This window comes from Streptomyces sp. NPDC059785, assembly GCF_042732375.1.
Taxonomy (GTDB): domain Bacteria; phylum Actinomycetota; class Actinomycetes; order Streptomycetales; family Streptomycetaceae; genus Streptomyces.
This window is the reverse complement of the sequence record NZ_JBHWHV010000109.1, coordinates 1-16280: the sequence shown is the minus strand read 5'-3', so window position 1 is coordinate 16280 and position 16280 is coordinate 1. Positions and strand designations below refer to the sequence as shown.

Sequence of the window (16280 nt, the reverse complement as noted above, 5' to 3'; positions counted from 1 at the left end):
GGGGGACCCTGTCCTGATCCCCGGCCCGGCGGAGACCCGAGCCGCGCTGCCGTGCGACAGAAAACGTCCGGGGCACCGACTGCGGTCGGTGCCCCGGACGCTCACGGAGTCGTGCGGCCGATCAGTCCTTGATCTCGCAGATCGCCGCGCCCGAGGTGATGGACGCGCCGACCTCAGCGGTCAGGCCCTTGATGGTGCCGGAACGGTGCGCGTTCAGCGGCTGCTCCATCTTCATGGCCTCCAGGACGACGACGAGGTCGCCCTCCTTGACCTCTTGGCCCTCCTCGACGGCGATCTTGACGATCGTGCCCTGCATCGGCGAGGCGAGGGTGTCGCCGGAGGCGACCGGGCCGGACTTCTTCGCCGCGCGCCGCTTGGGCTTGGCGCCCGCCGCCAGACCCGTACGGGCCAGCGACATGCCGAGCGACGAGGGCAGCGAGACCTCCAGGCGCTTGCCGCCGACCTCGACGACGACCGTCTCGCGTCCGGTCTCGTCCTCGGTCTCGGTCTCCGCGGGGCTCGCGAAGGCCGGGATGTCGTTGACGAACTCGGTCTCGATCCAGCGGGTGTAGACCGTGAACGGGTCGGCGGAGCCGGTCAGCTCGGGGGCGAACGCCGGGTCCCGTACGACCTTGCGGTGGAAGGTGAGGGCGGTGGCCATGCCCTCGACGGTGAACTCGTCCAGGGCGCGGGCCGCGCGCTGGAGCGCCTGCTTGCGGGTGGCGCCGGTGACGATCAGCTTCGCCAGCAGGGAGTCCCAGGCGGGGCCGATGACGCTGCCGGACTCGACGCCCGCGTCCAGGCGGACGCCGGGGCCGGACGGCGGGGCGAAGGTGGTGACGGTGCCGGGCGCCGGGAGGAAGTTACGCCCCGGGTCCTCGCCGTTGATGCGGAACTCGAAGGAATGGCCGCGCAGTTCGGGGTCGCCGTAGCCCAGCTCCTCGCCGTCGGCGATGCGGAACATCTCGCGGACCAGGTCGATGCCGGAGACCTCTTCGGTGACCGGGTGCTCCACCTGGAGGCGGGTGTTGACCTCGAGGAAGGAGATCGTGCCGTCCTGGCCGACGAGGAACTCGACGGTGCCGGCGCCGACGTAGCCGGCCTCCTTCAGGATCGCCTTCGAGGAGCTGTACAGCTCGGCGAGCTGGGCCTCGGAGAGGAACGGCGCGGGCGCCTCCTCGACCAGCTTCTGGTGACGGCGCTGGAGGGAGCAGTCGCGGGTGGAGACGACGACCACGTTGCCGTGGGTGTCGGCCAGGCACTGGGTCTCCACGTGCCGGGGCTTGTCCAGGTAGCGCTCGACGAAGCACTCGCCGCGGCCGAAGGCGGCGACGGCCTCGCGGACCGCGGAGTCGTACAGCTCCGGGACCTCTTCGAGGGTGCGGGCGACCTTCAGGCCGCGGCCGCCGCCGCCGAAGGCGGCCTTGATGGCGATCGGCAGCCCGTGCTCCTCGGCGAAGGCGACGACCTCGTCCGCGCCGGAGACCGGGTCGGGCGTGCCCGCGACCAGCGGGGCGCCGGCGCGCTGCGCGATGTGCCGGGCGGCGACCTTGTCACCGAGGTCGCGGATGGCGTGCGGCGGCGGGCCGATCCAGGTCAGGCCCGCGTCCAGGACGGCCTGGGCGAACTCCGCGTTCTCCGAGAGGAAGCCGTAGCCGGGGTGGACCGCGTCCGCCCCGGAGTCCTCGGCGGCCTGGAGCACCTTGGCGATGTCCAGGTAACTGGTGGCCGGGGTGTCACCGCCCAGCGCGAACGCCTCGTCCGCCGCCCGGACATGCAGAGCGTCCCGGTCCGGTTCCGCGTAGACGGCAACGCTCGCGATTCCGGCATCCCGGCACGCCCGGGCCACGCGGACAGCGATTTCGCCACGGTTGGCGATGAGCACCTTGCGCACGATGGCTCCCTCCTTGAAACAAGCCGAGTTTAGGGACAGCCGACACGGCCTTTCGACCCGTCCCCAATGGTGAGCTTGCCCACACGGAGCGTGATTCGAGGCTCGCTCGACCCGCGAAATCCCTTGTCGCACCACGGTACGCGGGGATCCTCCGATGAACCCTAGCCCGCCGGTGTGGCCAAGGTCTCTGTGAGGGCGTGCTGCGGCCCACAGGGTTTCTTTGTGGAGTCCCTACGAATGGCCCAACGAATCTTTGCCACGCGCAGGACTCTTGTCCGCAGGTTTACCCGTTAGTAGCGTCTGCGATGTCTCGATCTACTTGCGGTAACAGGCACGGGTAACACGTAACAGGTCATAGCCGACGGCGGCGGGGAAGTGGGTGGACCGGTGGTGCGCAGACCGGTGGCGTGGGTGACGGCTGTGGTGCTCTTCGTGGAGGCGGTCGGCATCGCCCTGCTGAACTGGTTCCTCGGGGTCGTGGTCGACCGCCAGGACATGTCGCTGGCCGGACTCGACCCGCACATGATGTCCGTCTCGTCCAAGGCGGCGGGCCTGGTCTTCGGCCTCTACTTCGCGCTGTGCGGGGTCGCCGCCCTGCTGGTCGCCTGGCGCGACCGCCGCCCGGCGGGGTTCGGCCGCGTCCTGCTGATCAGCGCGGCCGTGGTGCACGCCCTGCTCGGTGCCTTCACCGTGGGCCTGGTCGGCTGGGCCGCGTTCGTCTTCATGATGGTGGTGTTCGGCCTGATCGTCCTCATCCTCATGGGGTACGACCGCGCGGACGGCCCCGCCGCCACCGCACCGGAGAACGGCGGAGCCGGTGACGGCGGCGGCACCGGCAAGGGCGGCGGTGCCGGTGGGGGCGGCGGCGTCACTCCCCCCGCGGTGCCCACAAGTCCGTGATCCCGACGCCCAGTTCAATCAGCAGCCGGCGCAGCAGCGGCAGCGAGATGCCGATGACGTTGCCCGGGTCGCCGTCGATGCCCTCGATGAACGGGGCGGAGCGGCCGTCGAGCGTGAAGGCCCCGGCGACGTACAGCGGCTCGCCGGTGGCGACGTACGCGGCGATCTCGGCGTCGGTCGGCTCGCCGAAGCGGACCACCGTGGACGCGGTGGCGGAGGCGTAGCGCCCGTTCGTGGTGTCCCGGACGCAGTGTCCGGTCTGGAGCGTGCCGGTCCGGCCGCGCATCGACTTCCAGCGTGCGGTGGCCTCCTCGGCGTCGGCGGGCTTGCCGAGCGCCTCGCCGTCCAGGTCGAGGACCGAGTCGCAGCCGACCACCAGGGCGCCCTGCGCCTCGGGCCTGGCCGCCACGACGGCGGCCTTGGCCTCGCCGAGCGCGAGGGCCAGTTCGGCGGGGGTCGGGGCGGTGACGGCGTCCTCGTCGAACCCGCTCACGATCACCTCGGGCTCGATGCCCGCCTGGCGCAGTACGCCGAGCCGGGCGGGGGACTGGGAGGCGAGCACGAGACGGCGGCGCGGCTGATCAGTCATGCGGTCAGGGTATCCGCGCGGTCCCGGCGCCGACCCGGCCGCCGGGGCGCCGTGCGCGGCGGCCGGTCAGACGACGCCGAGCAGGATCATCGCCAGCACCATGGCCAGTGCCACGAGCACGCCGAGGCGCCGCAGCATGACCTGCGTGTCGCGCAGTTCCTTGGGCGGCTCGTTCTCGGGGTCGGACCACAGCATGTTTTCGATGGTGCGGTGGCGGGGGTTCCGGACGCCTGAGTACGCGTACTCAACTTGGTTAATGGGCCACTGGTTTCCTTAAGGTGTCCGGCAGTGTTACCTTCATGGCGGACGCTAAAGGAACTGGAGTCCCCTTAGCGGGGTCCCGGTGACTCCAGGGATGTCCGTGACTCAGGGAGGCAGTCGCCGTGTTCACCACCGCATGGACCGCATCGCCCCAGCTCCCCAGCGAGGGCTTCACCCCGAACTGGTCGCGCGAGGGCTTCTGGCGGCAGTCGCTGCGCCAGACCGTCCGCCTCACCGCGGGCGGCCACCGCCTGCGCGTCCGCCTCGCGAACGACTACGGGACCTCGCCGCTGCGCATCGCGGGCGCCACCGTCGCCCGTACCGCCTCGGGGGCCGCCGTCGAGCCCGGGTCGGTGCGCCGGCTGACCTTCGAAGGCGGGGACGGCGCCGAGGTCCCGGCGCGCGGGCACCTCGTCAGCGACCCCGCGGAACTGGCCGTGGCGGCGGGGGAGCGGCTGACCGTGACCCTGCACCTGGCGGCGGTCACCGGGCCCGCCACCTTCCACGCGCAGGCGTTCGCGACCGCCTACCGGGGCGCCGGCGACCGCCTGGCGGACGTCACCGGCGAGGGCTTCGACGCGTCGAGCGAGTCCTGGTACTTCCTGTCCGCGGTCGAGACCGACGCGGGCCGCCGGGACGGCGTCGCGCTCCTCGGGGACTCCACGACGGACGGCTTCGGCTCCACCCCGGACGCCGACCGCCGCTGGTCCGACGCGCTCGCCGACCGCACCGGACGCCCGGTCCTCAACGCGGGCATCGGCGGGAACCTGCTGCTCAACGACTCCGCCTGGTACGGCGAGAAGGCCGTGCACCGGCTGGCCCGCGACGTCCTCGGCCACCCGGGCGTCAGCACGCTCGTGGTGCTGCTCGGCCTGAACGACATCGGCTTCAGCGAGACGGACGAGCAGCCCACCTACCGGCCCGCACCCGTCGTGGAGACCGCCGAACTGATCGACGGCCACCGGCGGCTGATCCGGCAGGCCAGGGCGGGCGGACTACGCGTCGTCGGCGCGACCCTGCTGCCGCTGGGCGGCTCGGACCACTGGGGCGAGCACGCGGCCAAGGTGAGCCACGAGATCAACACCTGGATCCGCGACGGTGGTGAATGGGACGCGGTGGCCGACCTGAACCGGCACCTCGCCGACCCGGCCGACCCGGACCGGCTGCACCCGGCGTACGACTTCGGCGACCACCTGCACCCGAACGACGCCGGGTACGCGGTGATGGCCGAAGCCGTCGCGGACGTGCTCTAACCGGGCCAGTACGTGCGGCCCCAGGCGCGCGGGCCCGGGGCGGGCAGGCGGCTCGCGGCCACCCGGGCCGGGTCCGCCCACGCGGCGCGCTCGCGGGATGCGCCGGACGGCTCGTCCGGCGCCGCCGCGGCGCGCGCCCTGACCACCGCCAGGGTGGCGGCCAGCTCCTCCGGGGTCGGGTTGCCCCGTACGACCTTGATGTTCATGTCGGCTCCCAGGCTCCGGCCTGCGGGGATCGCAGGGACTACAGGGGGATGTTGCCGTGCTTCTTCGGGGGCAGGGACTCCCGCTTGGTGCGGAGCTGGCGCAGGCCCCGTACGACGTGGGCGCGGGTGTCGGAGGGCAGGACGACGGCGTCGATGTAGCCGCGCTCGGCCGCCGTGTACGGGTTGAGCAGGGTGTCCTCGTACTCCTGGATGAGGCGGGCGCGGGTCGTCTCCACGTCGTCCGCGGCGGCCAGCGTCTTGCGGTGCAGGATGTTCACCGCGCCCTGGGCGCCCATCACCGCGATCTGCGCGGTCGGCCAGGCGAGGTTGAGGTCGGCGCCGAGGTGCTTGGAGCCCATGACGTCGTACGCGCCGCCGAACGCCTTGCGGGTGATGACGGTGATCAGCGGGACGGTGGCCTCGGCGTAGGCGTAGATCAGCTTGGCGCCGCGGCGGATGATGCCGGTGTGCTCCTGGTCGACGCCCGGCAGGAAGCCGGGGACGTCCACGAAGGTGAGCACGGGCACGTTGAAGGCGTCGCAGGTGCGCACGAAGCGCGCGGCCTTCTCGGAGGCGTCGATGTCCAGGCAGCCGGCGAACTGCATCGGCTGGTTGGCGACGATGCCCACCGGGTGGCCCTCGACCCGGCCGAAGCCGGTGAGGATGTTCGGCGCGAAGAGCGGCTGCGTCTCGAAGAACTCGGCGTCGTCCAGGACGTGCTCGATCACCGTGTGCATGTCGTACGGCTGGTTGGCGCTGTCCGGGATCAGCGTGTCCAGCTCGCGGTCCTCGTCCGTCGGCGCCAGGTCGGCCTCCTCGGGGAAGACCGGCGGCTCGCTGAGGTTGTTGGACGGCAGGTACGACAGGAGCTGCTTGACGTATTCGATGGCGTCCTTCTCGTCGCCCGCCATGTGGTGGGCCACGCCGGAGGCCGTGTTGTGGGTGCGGGCGCCGCCCAGCTCCTCGAAGCCGACGTCCTCGCCGGTGACCGTCTTGATGACGTCGGGTCCGGTGATGAACATGTGCGAGGTCTGGTCGACCATCACCGTGAAGTCGGTGATCGCGGGCGAGTAGACCGCGCCGCCCGCGCACGGGCCGACGACCAGGCTGATCTGCGGGATCACCCCGGAGGCGTGGGTGTTGCGGCGGAAGATCTCGCCGTACATGCCGAGCGCGGCGACGCCTTCCTGGATACGGGCGCCGCCGGAGTCGTTGATGCCGACGACCGGGCAGCCCGTCTTCAGCGCGAAGTCCATCACCTTCATGATCTTCTGCCCGAAGACCTCGCCCAGGGCGCCGCCGAACACGGTGAAGTCCTGCGAGAACACGGCCACCGGACGGCCGTCGACCGTGCCGTACCCGGTGACGACCCCGTCGCCGTACGGACGGTTGTGCTCCATGCCGAAGTCGGTCGAGCGGTGCCGCGCGAACTCGTCCAGCTCGACGAAGGACCCCTCGTCGAGGAGGAGTTCGATGCGCTCGCGCGCCGTCAGCTTGCCCTTGGCGTGCTGCTTCTCGACGGCGCGCTCCGAGCCGGCGTGCGTCGCCTCCTGGATACGGCGCTGCAAGTCCGCGATCTTGCCCGCGGTGGTGTGGATGTCGGGGTGGAGCTCTTCCGGCTCGGACATCGGGGTGCGGCTCCCTGCCTGCTCAGTGGGGACGAGGGTGATGTGCTCAGGGGGTGGGTTCAAAGGGCGTGCTCAGGGGGTTGCTACTGACTCGTAGGGTAGTGCTGCGGATACCGTTCGGCAGTGCGGCGTTTACCACACCTAGGGTGGGTTGCATGACGCCGCGACCTTCCTCAGACGCCAACGACAAGCCCGCTGACGGCCCACGCGGGAGCCGCTGGTCGGACCTCGACCGACCGCCGCTCAACGCCGTCGCACTGCGCCGGGCGCTGGTGCGGGAAGGGGGCCTGTGGTCCTCGCTCGACGTGGTACCCGTGACCGGGTCGACCAACACCGACCTCGCCGCACGGGCCGGCACCCTGCCGGAGGGCGCCGTCCTCGTCGCCGAGGAGCAGCACGCCGCGCGCGGCCGGCTCGACCGCCGTTGGACGGCACCGGCCCGCTCCGGCCTCTTCTTCTCCGTACTCCTGAAGCCCTCCGGGGTGCCGGTCGAACGCTGGGGCTGGCTGCCGCTGCTCACCGGCGTCGCGGTGGCGACGGCGCTGCCGCGCGCCGCGGGCGTCGACACGGCACTCAAGTGGCCGAACGACCTGCTCGTCACCTCCCCCAAGCACTCCGACGAGCTCCGTGCAGGGGGGACCCCCATCGGCCAGGAGCGCAAGGCGGGCGGCATCCTCGCCGAGCGCGCGGGCCCCGACGGCGTCGTCATCGGCATCGGCCTCAACGTCACCCTCCGCGAGGACGAACTGCCCGTGCCCACCGCCGGGTCGCTGGCCCTGGCCGGGGCGGTCTCCACGGACCGGGACACCCTGCTGCGGGCCGTGCTGCGCTCCCTGGAGCAGTGGTACGGGCGCTGGCGCGACGCGGGCGGCGACCCCGCCGCCTCGGGACTCCAGGAGACGTACGCCGCGGGCTGCGCCACGCTCGGCCGGCAGGTACGGGCGGAACTGCCCGGCGACCGGTCGGTCACCGGCGAGGCGGTGGCCGTGGACGGCGACGGCCGCCTGGTGCTGGCCACCGGGGACGGCGTACGGCAGCCGGTGGGCGCGGGCGACATCGTGCACCTGCGCCCCGCGTGACCGCGGCCGGGCTCCCGTGGCCCGCCCGTAGCCGTACGAGTCAGGAGTGAGCCAGCGCACACCTGCCGTAGAGTTGAGCGCGGTCGATACCTGACCGCGGCAGATCGGAAGGGCAGCAGGCGTGACCGTCGACGACACGGGCTCCGGCACGGGTGCACACCCCGATCCCGACGGGGTGCCGGGGCGCACCGGGGAGCCGGTCGCCGACGCACGGACCGCCCGTCCCCAGGCGCCCGACCGGACGGACCGGCCCGACCGGTCGGACAGAGTCGACGCCGACGACGAGCCCGAGGAGGAAGGCGACCCGCTCGCGCTGCGGCTCGAAGGGCTCATCCTCGGCGCCGAGCGGCGCTACACCCCCTTTCAGGCGGCACGCAGCGCGGGCGTCTCCATGGAACTGGCGTCCCGCTTCTGGCGGGCCATGGGCTTCGCCGACATCGGCCAGGCCAAGGCGCTCACCGAGGCGGACGTGCTCGCCCTGCGCCGGCTCGCCGGACTCGTCGAGGCCGGGCTGCTCAGCGAGGCGATGGCGGTGCAGGTCGCCCGCTCCACCGGGCAGACCACGGCCCGGCTCGCCGAGTGGCAGATCGACTCCTTCCTGGAGGGCCTGACCGAGCCGCCCGAGCCGGGGATGACGCGCACCGAGGTCACGTACCCGCTGATCGAGCTGCTGCTGCCGGAGCTGGAGGAGTTCCTCGTCTACGTGTGGCGGCGGCAGCTCGCCGCCGCGACCGGCCGCGTGGTGCAGGCCGCGGACGACGAGGAGATGGTCGACCGGCGCCTCGCCGTCGGCTTCGCCGACCTGGTCGGCTTCACCCGGCTCACCCGCCGCATGGAGGAGGAGGAGCTCGGCGAGCTGGTCGAGGCGTTCGAGACCACGGCCGCCGACCTCGTCGCCGCGCACGGCGGCCGGCTCATCAAGACCCTCGGCGACGAGGTCCTGTACGCGGCGGACGACGCCGGGGTGGCCGCCGAGATCGCCCTGCGGCTCATCGAGACCATGGCGAACGACGAGACCATGCCGGAGCTGCGCGTCGGCATCGCCTTCGGCACGGTGACGACCCGCATGGGCGACGTCTTCGGCACCACGGTGAATCTGGCGAGCCGGCTGACCTCGATAGCGCCGCGGGACGCCGTCCTGGTGGACGGCGCGTTCGCCGAGGAACTGATCCGCACCGGCGAGGCGCCGGTGTCGGAGGCCGAGGCCGCGGAGGCCGCCGCCGCGGCCGAGAAGGAGGGCGAGGAGCCCCCCACATACCGCTTCGCCCTCCAGCCGATGTGGCAACGCCCGGTACGCGGCCTCGGCGTGGTGGAGCCCTGGTTGCTCACTCGGCGGGGGGCGGGGGGCTAACCGCCGCCTTCGGGCGCGGGCGTGGTCACTCGTCGTCGAGCCCCGTGTGCACGCACAGCCCGATGACCGGGACGCACAGGCCCGGGTCGGCGGGTTCGGCGGGCGGGGCGGAGGTGCCGTTGCCGGGGCTTGTGCTGGAGGTCGGGCGGGGTGCGGGGGTACGGGCCGGGGGGTCCGTGGGTGTCCTGTGTGTCGGGGGTGCCGGGCGCGCGTGCTTTCCGGGAATCGTCCTGGCGGCGTCGGTGGTCGCGGGTGTGGGGTCGGCCGTGCGGGGAGAGGCGGCGGTGCGGGCCGGTGTGGGGTTCTCGGGTCCGGCCGGGGGTGTGCTCGGGCCGCCCATCGTCGACGTCGCCGACGGGTGGGCCGCTCCGGGGGACGTCGGGACGTCGGCCGTGCTCGCGGCGGCGCCCGTGGTGTCGCCGCCGGAGGCTTCGGTCGCGGCGGTGGTGCCGCCCGTCGGACCGGCCGTCAGCCGTACCAGGCTCAGCGCACCGGCGGCCAGCGCCAGACCGCCGACCGCGAAGAGCGTCCGCCGCGGCCGGGGTTTGCGGTGCCGCCCGCGCGGGGTGCGGCCGTCGGACGGGGCGTGTACGTCGGACGGTGCGCGGACGTCGGACGGTGCGCGGACGTCGGACGGTGCGCTGCCCGACGCGGCCCCCGTGTCCTCCGCGCCCGCCCTGCCCTCCGCGCCGGCCGTGTCCTGCGTGCCTGCCGCGTCCCCCTGGGCCCCGGTCTCCGGCGTCGGCGTCGGTGTCGTGGCGGTCGTACGCGCTGTGCTCGTCATGGTGATCCCTCTCCGTGCCGGCGCGCCCCCGGAGCGTCGCGGCGGTGCGCACGCTATGTGCGGTTCCGGTGCGGGCGGGGCGGGTTGCGGGGAGCTGTCACCCGAATTGAGGAGAGCTGCGCGAAGGGCTGCCGTTTCCCGCACTTCTCCCGGACGGGCGGGGCTGCGATGATCGGGGCATCGGTAGTTAACCTGCGTTAACCGGGAGGGTGTCATGGCGGAGTACGGACGCGAGGGCGAGCGGGAGGCCGGGCGCGAGGGTGCGCCGGCCGGTGGGCGCGAGGGTGAGCACGCGGACGAGCGGGAGGCCGGGCGCGCGGACGAGCGGGAGAGTGCGCCGGCGGGCAGGGGTGACGGTGAGCGGGAGAAGCGGAGCGGGGGCGGGGGCGGGCCCGACGGTGAGCGGGACGGTGAGCGGGACGGTGAGGTCGCGCGGCGCTTCGGGGAGTTCGTCGTCGTGCGGCGGCACGGGTACGTCGCTGAGCTCGTCCTCGACCGGCCCAAGGCCATGAACGCGGTCTCCACCGGCCTGGCCCGCTCCGTGGTCGCGGCCTGCGACGCCCTCGCCGCCGACCGCGACGCGCGCGTGGTCGTGCTCACCTCCACCCACGAGCGTGCCTTCTGCGTCGGCGCCGACCTGAAGGAGCGCAACTCCTTCACCGACGCCGACCTGATGCGGCAGCGCCCCGTGACCCGGGCCGCGTACACCGGAGTGCTCGAACTGCCGATGCCGACGATCGCCGCGGTGCACGGCTTCGCCCTCGGCGGCGGCTTCGAGCTGGCGCTGTCCTGCGACCTGATCGTGGCCGACCCCACGGCGGTGGTGGGGCTGCCCGAGGTGTCCGTCGGGGTGGTCCCGGGCGGCGGCGGCACCCAGCTGCTGCCCCGCCGGGTGGGCGCCGCCCGCGCCGCCGAGCTGATCTTCTCGGCGCGCCGGCTGGAGGCGGCCGAGGCGCGGGACCTCGGGCTCGTCGACCGGCTGGTGGCGGCAGGCGAGGACCGTACGGAGGCGCTGGCGCTCGCCGCCCGGATCGCCGCGCACTCGCCCGTCGGGCTGCGCGCCGCCAAGCGGGCGCTGCGGCTCGGGCAGGGGCTCGACCTGCGGGCGGGCCTGGAGGTCGAGGATGCCGCCTGGCGCTCCGTGGCCTTCTCGGGCGACCGGGCCGAGGGTGTCGCCGCCTTCAACGAGAAGCGGAAGCCGGAGTGGCCGGGGGAGTGACGGCGGAGCTCCGGCGGCCTCCGATATCTCGAATTGTCGGGATTTTACTTAGCCTGGAGTGATGGGTGAGGACAGCCGGCTGAAGGCCGTGGTGGAGCTGGCGCAGGGGATGGCGGCGGCGCACAGTCCGCACGAGTCCTGGCAGGCCGCGGCGGCCGGCGCCTGCCACGCGCTGGACGGCAGTTTCGCCGCGCTGTCCGTGTGGGAGCGCGAACGCGGCCGGCTGAGGGTCCTGGCCAACGTGGGCGACCGGACGGACGACGAGGAGGAGTTCCCGGACGCGGAGACCTATCCCGTGCACCAGTTCCCGGAGATCACCGAGTTCCTGCACGAACGGTGGGCCTGCGGCGGCGAGCCCAACGCCTGGGTGGAGACGGCACAGGGCCCCGCGGCCGGGCGCCCCGGCTACTGCCACCAGCGGGTCGCCGCGCTGCGCAGACGCGGTCGCGGCTGCTGCGCCGTCGCCCCGATCGTCCTGCACGGCCGGGCCTGGGGCGAGCTCTACGTCGCCCGCCCGCTGGGCGCACCCGCCTTCGACCGCGCGGACGCCGACTTCGCCACCGTCCTGGCCTCGATCGTCGCCGCGGGCCTCGCCCAGACCGAGCGCCTGGAGGAGGCGCGGCGGCTCGCCTTCACCGACGCCCTGACCGGCCTCGCGAACCGCCGCGCCGTCGACATGCGGCTGGACGAGGCCGTCGAGCGGCACCGGCGCGAGCGGGCCGTGGTCAGCCTCGTCGTCTGCGACCTCAACGGACTCAAGCGGGTCAACGACACCCGCGGGCACGCCGTCGGCGACCGGCTTCTGGAGCGCTTCGGGTCCGTGCTGTCGCTGTGCGGGGCGATGCTGCCCGGCGCGCTCGCGGCCCGGCTCGGCGGCGACGAGTTCTGTCTGCTCGCGGTCGGCCCGCCCGCCGACGACGTGGTCCGGGTCGCCGGTGAACTTTGCGAGCGGGCCGCCGAGCTCGAACTCGGCGAGGGGGTGGCGTGCGGGGTCGCCTCCACCCAGGACCCGATCGGCGCCGTACGGTCGGCGCGCCGTCTCTTCCGGCTGGCCGACGCCGCCCAGTACCGCGCCAAGGCCGTACGGGCGAGGTGGCCCGTGGTCGCCGGGCGCGAGGGGCCCGACGATCCCGTGGTGCGCCTCGCGGACACACCGCCGCCGGCCGTCGGGGAACGCCGCCGCTTCCGCGGACGCCACGACCCGCGCCCGTGAGCCGGGCTCGGGAGCGTCACGACCCGCGTCCGTGAGCCGGGCCGGGGCGCGACAACCCGCGCCCGTGAGCCGGTCGCGACGGCGTGCGCCCGCAGGCCGCCCCCGCGACCGTGTTTACGGGCTACAGGCGCCGCCGTGGCGTACAGCGAGGTAAGGGGCGAAACCGTCCCCCGCTAGTGACACTGCGGAATTCACTGCGTACGCTCCTGAATATGGATATGCACACTGTGGTGGTGGGGACGTCCGGCACGACCGTGTCCGACGTGCTCGCCGTGGCGCGCGGCGGCGCGCGGGTCGAGCTCTCCGCCGAGGCGGAGACGGCCCTCGCCGCGGCGCGCGAGATCGTGGACGCGCTGGCGGCCAAGCCCGACCCCGTCTATGGCGTCTCGACCGGCTTCGGCGCGCTCGCCACCCGGCACATCGGCCCCGAGCTGCGCGCCCGGTTGCAGCGCAACATCGTCCGCTCGCACGCCGCGGGGATGGGCCCGCGCGTCGAGCGCGAAGTGGTCCGCGCGCTGATGTTCCTGCGGCTCAAGACCGTCTGCTCGGGCCACACGGGGGTACGGCCCGAGGTCGCCCGGACCATGGCCGCCGTCCTGAACGCGGGTATCACCCCGGTCGTCCACGAGTACGGCTCGCTGGGCTGCTCCGGAGACCTCGCGCCCCTGTCGCACTGTGCCCTGACGCTGCTGGGCGAGGGGGAGGCCGAGGGCCCCGACGGTACGGTCCGCCCGGCCGGTGAACTCCTCGCCGAGCACGGCATAGAACCCGTCGAGCTGCGCGAGAAGGAGGGGCTCGCGCTCCTCAACGGCACCGACGGCATGCTCGGCATGCTGATCATGGCCCTCGCCGACCTGGACACGCTCTACAAGTCCGCCGACGTCACCGCCGCCCTCTCCCTGGAGGCGCTGCTCGGCACGGACAAGGTCCTCGCCCCCGAACTGCACGCCATCCGCCCGCACCCAGGGCAGCGCGCCTCCGCCGCCAACATGCTCGCCGTCCTGAAGGGCTCGGGTCTGACCGGCCACCATCAGGACGACGCGCCCCGCGTACAGGACGCGTACTCGGTGCGGTGCGCGCCCCAGGTCGCGGGCGCGGGCCGCGACACGCTGGCGCACGCGCGCACGGTCGCGGAGCGCGAACTGGCGTCCGCCGTGGACAATCCCGTCGTGCTCCCTGGGGGTACCTCCCAGGCTTTCGGCTCTGGGGGAGGCATGGTCGAGTCGAACGGGAACTTCCACGGCGCCCCGGTGGCGTACGTCCTGGACTTCCTCGCCGTCGCCGCGGCCGACCTCGGCTCGATCGCCGAGCGCCGCACCGACCGGCTCCTCGACAAGAACCGCTCCCACGGCCTGCCGCCGTTCCTCGCGGACGACCCCGGCGTGGACTCCGGCCTGATGATCGCCCAGTACACGCAGGCCGCCCTGGTCAGCGAGATGAAGCGGCTCGCCGTACCGGCCTCCGTGGACTCCATCCCCTCCTCCGCCATGCAGGAGGACCACGTCTCGATGGGCTGGTCCGCGGCGCGCAAGCTGCGTACGGCCGTGGACGCGCTGACCCGGATCGTCGCCGTCGAGCTGTACGCCGCCACGCGCGCCGTCGAACTGCGCGAGGGGCTGACCCCGGCCCCGGCCTCGCACGCGGTGATCACGGCCCTGCGCGCGGCCGGCGTCCAGGGCCCGGGGCCCGACCGCTTCCTCGCGCCCGACCTGGCGGCGGCCGAGGCGTTCGTCCGGGACGGCCGGCTCGTCACCGCCGTCGAGGAGGTCACGGGACCGCTGGAGTAGCCGGACGGGCGCGTAAGAGCAGGGGGAGGGCGCGCGGAGTGCGGGAGGGCGGGTGCGGGGGCGCGCACCGGACGGGTGAGGCCCCCGTGCTAGGGTCCCATTGATACGCAAATCAGCTATCTGCTTGCTTCCCGCACAGCCACCGCGCCTGATCGGAATCTTCCGCGGGCGCGTTTTGTTGTGCGGGACGGCGTCCCTGCCTCCATCGGGGACCACGCTTCTCGGAGCCGGGGCCCGCGCCTTACGGGTGCGGGCCCCGGCTTCTGCTCTCCATGGGGCCAGGAAGGAAATCCAGAGCCAGTATGACCCGATCCGAACGTCCCGCCCGCAAGCCCGCGGGCCGCCCCACCGGCGCCCCGAACCGTCGTCCCCGCAACAGCGGCGGCAGGGGTTCCGGCCGGCCCGCCCCCGCCCGTACGGCGAGCGCGCCGCAGGAGTTCGCGCTGCCCGAGACCGTCACGCCCGCGCTGCCCGCCGTGGAGTCCTTCGACGCGCTGGACATGCCCGCCGCGCTGACGAAGACCCTCGCCGCGCAGGGCGTGACCGAGCCGTTCCCCATCCAGGCGGCCACCCTGCCCAACTCCCTCGCCGGGCGCGACGTGCTCGGCCGGGGGCGCACCGGATCCGGCAAGACGCTCGCGTTCGGACTCGCCCTGCTCGCCCGCACCGCGGGCCGCCGGTCCGAGCCGGGCGCCCCGCTCGCCCTGGTCCTGGTCCCCACCCGGGAACTCGCCCAGCAGGTCAGCGACGCCCTCACCCCGTACGCCACCGCGGTCAACCTGCGGCTGGCCACGGCCGTCGGCGGTATGTCGATCGGCCGGCAGGCCGGTGCGCTGCGCCGCGGCGCCGAGGTGCTGATCGCCACCCCCGGGCGGCTCAAGGACCTCATCGAGCGGGGCGACTGCACCCTCGGGCAGGTCGCCGTCACCGTCCTCGACGAGGCCGACCAGATGGCCGACATGGGCTTCCTGCCGCAGGTCACGGCGTTGCTGAAGCAGGTCGAGCCGGGCGGGCAGCGGCTGCTGTTCTCGGCGACCCTGGACCGGAACATCGACCGGCTCGTGCGGATGTTCCTGACCGACCCCGTGGTGCACTCCGTCGACCCGTCCGCGGGCGCGGTGACCACCATGGAGCACCACGTGCTGCACATCGCCGACGAGACCGACAAGAAGGCCGTCGCGATGCGGATCGCCGCGCGCGAGGGCCGCGTGATCCTCTTCGTGGACACCAAGCGCGGCGCCGACCGGTTCACCAAGCGGCTCCTCGCCAACGGGGTGCGCGCCTCCGCCCTGCACGGCGGCCGCAGCCAGCCGCAGCGCAACCGCACCCTCGACCAGTTCAAGAACGGTCAGGTCACCGCGCTCGTCGCGACCAACGTCGCGGCCCGCGGCATCCACATCGACGACCTGGACCTGGTGGTCAACGTCGACCCGCCGACCGACCACAAGGACTACCTGCACCGCGGCGGGCGCACCGCCCGGGCCGGCGAGTCCGGCAGCGTGGTCACCCTCGTACTGCCCGAGCAGCGGCGCGAGATGACCCGGCTGATGTCCGACGCGGGCATCACCCCGCGCACGGCCCGCATCAAGTCCAGCGACGAGGAGCTGGCCCGGCTCACCGGCGCCCGCGAGCCCTCCGGGGTGCCTGTGGTCATAGAGGTGCCGCAGCCGGCCGAGCAGCCGAAGCCGCGGCGGTCCGGACAGCGGCCACCGCGCCAGCGCTCCGCCGGGTCGCGGGGTGGCTCCGGCGCCCGTAACTCCGGTACGGGCTCCAGCGCCCGTACCGCCGCGGGTGCCGGCACCCGTACGCCCGGTACCGGCGGCGGTTCCGGCCGCGGGAAGGGGCAGGGCCAGGGCCAGGAACGCCAGGGGCAGGGGCAGAGCCGTGGGCGTGGCCGGGGCGGTGCCTCGCGGCGCGGCGGGCAGCAGGGCGGGCGCAGCGCCGCGTAGCGCCGCCGGGTTCGCCGGGATTCGTCCGCGGTTGATTCGTCTGCGGCTGTGTGGGGCTGAGCGCGCAGTTCCCCGCGCCCCTGAGGGCCCCGCGGCGCGCCCCTGACGGGGTGCGCCCCCGGGCCCGCACCTCCGGCCCACGGACCCCGGGTGCCAAGCCTGCCCCG

At 73.7% G+C, this 16280-nt stretch carries 14 protein-coding genes; 8 read left to right on the top strand and 6 right to left on the bottom strand.

The genetic code is table 11. The features are described 5' to 3' along the window. Positions 1–121: 121 nt before the first annotated feature. Positions 122–1894: an acetyl/propionyl/methylcrotonyl-CoA carboxylase subunit alpha gene (locus tag ACFV6E_RS41895; protein WP_385468932.1), complete on the bottom strand. Its 1773-nt coding sequence runs from the start codon at positions 1892–1894 to the stop codon at positions 122–124. A gap of 387 nt (positions 1895–2281) precedes the next feature. On the opposite strand from ACFV6E_RS41895, the gene ACFV6E_RS41890 reads away from it, so the two are divergent. After that, positions 2282–2794 carry a hypothetical protein gene (locus ACFV6E_RS41890; RefSeq protein WP_385169372.1) on the top strand — a complete coding sequence of 171 codons (513 nt, stop codon included), beginning with the start codon at positions 2282–2284 and terminating at the stop codon, positions 2792–2794. On the opposite strand, the gene ACFV6E_RS41885 is transcribed toward ACFV6E_RS41890, so the two are convergent. Together ACFV6E_RS41885 and mmpB are read right to left on the bottom strand one after the other, a co-directional pair. After that, complete coding sequence (locus ACFV6E_RS41885; protein WP_385468929.1) at positions 2763–3383, bottom strand: Maf family protein; 621 nt, start codon at positions 3381–3383, stop codon at positions 2763–2765. The genes ACFV6E_RS41890 and ACFV6E_RS41885 overlap by 32 nt on opposite strands. Before the next feature lie 66 nt (positions 3384–3449). Further along, positions 3450–3578, bottom strand: a complete 129-nt coding sequence (gene mmpB / locus ACFV6E_RS41880; protein ID WP_385169367.1) for a morphogenic membrane protein MmpB — start codon at positions 3576–3578, stop codon at positions 3450–3452. A 188-nt stretch (positions 3579–3766) separates the two neighbouring features. On the opposite strand from mmpB, the gene ACFV6E_RS41875 reads away from it, so the two are divergent. Next, complete coding sequence (locus tag ACFV6E_RS41875; RefSeq protein WP_385468926.1) at positions 3767–4897, top strand: SGNH/GDSL hydrolase family protein; 1131 nt, start codon at positions 3767–3769, stop codon at positions 4895–4897. On the opposite strand, the gene ACFV6E_RS41870 is transcribed toward ACFV6E_RS41875, so the two are convergent. Both ACFV6E_RS41870 and ACFV6E_RS41865 read right to left on the bottom strand, forming a co-directional pair. Further along, positions 4894–5103: an acyl-CoA carboxylase subunit epsilon gene (locus ACFV6E_RS41870; protein WP_385169361.1), complete on the bottom strand. Its 210-nt coding sequence runs from the start codon at positions 5101–5103 to the stop codon at positions 4894–4896. The two genes, ACFV6E_RS41875 and ACFV6E_RS41870, sit on opposite strands and share 4 nt — an antisense overlap. Positions 5104–5141: 38 nt before the next feature. After that, complete coding sequence (locus ACFV6E_RS41865) at positions 5142–6731, bottom strand: acyl-CoA carboxylase subunit beta (RefSeq protein ID WP_385468923.1); 1590 nt, start codon at positions 6729–6731, stop codon at positions 5142–5144. Between the two features lie 155 nt (positions 6732–6886). Between ACFV6E_RS41865 and ACFV6E_RS41860 the strand changes: the two genes are divergently transcribed. Together ACFV6E_RS41860 and ACFV6E_RS41855 are read left to right on the top strand one after the other, a co-directional pair. Further along, complete coding sequence (locus ACFV6E_RS41860) at positions 6887–7810, top strand: biotin--[acetyl-CoA-carboxylase] ligase (RefSeq protein WP_385169356.1); 924 nt, start codon at positions 6887–6889, stop codon at positions 7808–7810. A 121-nt stretch (positions 7811–7931) separates the two neighbouring features. Further along, positions 7932–9161, top strand: a complete 1230-nt coding sequence (locus tag ACFV6E_RS41855) for an adenylate/guanylate cyclase domain-containing protein (RefSeq protein ID WP_385169353.1) — start codon at positions 7932–7934, stop codon at positions 9159–9161. A gap of 25 nt (positions 9162–9186) precedes the next feature. On the opposite strand, the gene ACFV6E_RS41850 is transcribed toward ACFV6E_RS41855, so the two are convergent. Further along, complete coding sequence (locus tag ACFV6E_RS41850) at positions 9187–9945, bottom strand: hypothetical protein (RefSeq protein ID WP_385468920.1); 759 nt, start codon at positions 9943–9945, stop codon at positions 9187–9189. 457 nt (positions 9946–10402) lie between these two features. On the opposite strand from ACFV6E_RS41850, the gene ACFV6E_RS41845 reads away from it, so the two are divergent. From ACFV6E_RS41845 to ACFV6E_RS41830, 4 genes are all read left to right on the top strand, one after another. After that, positions 10403–11164 carry an enoyl-CoA hydratase/isomerase family protein gene (locus tag ACFV6E_RS41845; RefSeq protein WP_385468938.1) on the top strand — a complete coding sequence of 254 codons (762 nt, stop codon included), beginning with the start codon at positions 10403–10405 and terminating at the stop codon, positions 11162–11164. Positions 11165–11225: 61 nt separating this feature from the next. After that, a complete protein-coding gene (locus tag ACFV6E_RS41840) occupies positions 11226–12377 on the top strand; it encodes a diguanylate cyclase domain-containing protein (RefSeq protein ID WP_385169348.1) in 1152 nt (383 codons plus the stop codon). Positions 12378–12595: 218 nt separating this feature from the next. Next, complete coding sequence (gene hutH, locus ACFV6E_RS41835) at positions 12596–14164, top strand: histidine ammonia-lyase (protein WP_385468935.1); 1569 nt, start codon at positions 12596–12598, stop codon at positions 14162–14164. Between the two features lie 302 nt (positions 14165–14466). Further along, positions 14467–16113 carry a DEAD/DEAH box helicase gene (locus tag ACFV6E_RS41830; protein ID WP_385169345.1) on the top strand — a complete coding sequence of 549 codons (1647 nt, stop codon included), beginning with the start codon at positions 14467–14469 and terminating at the stop codon, positions 16111–16113. Positions 16114–16280 lie beyond the last annotated feature (167 nt).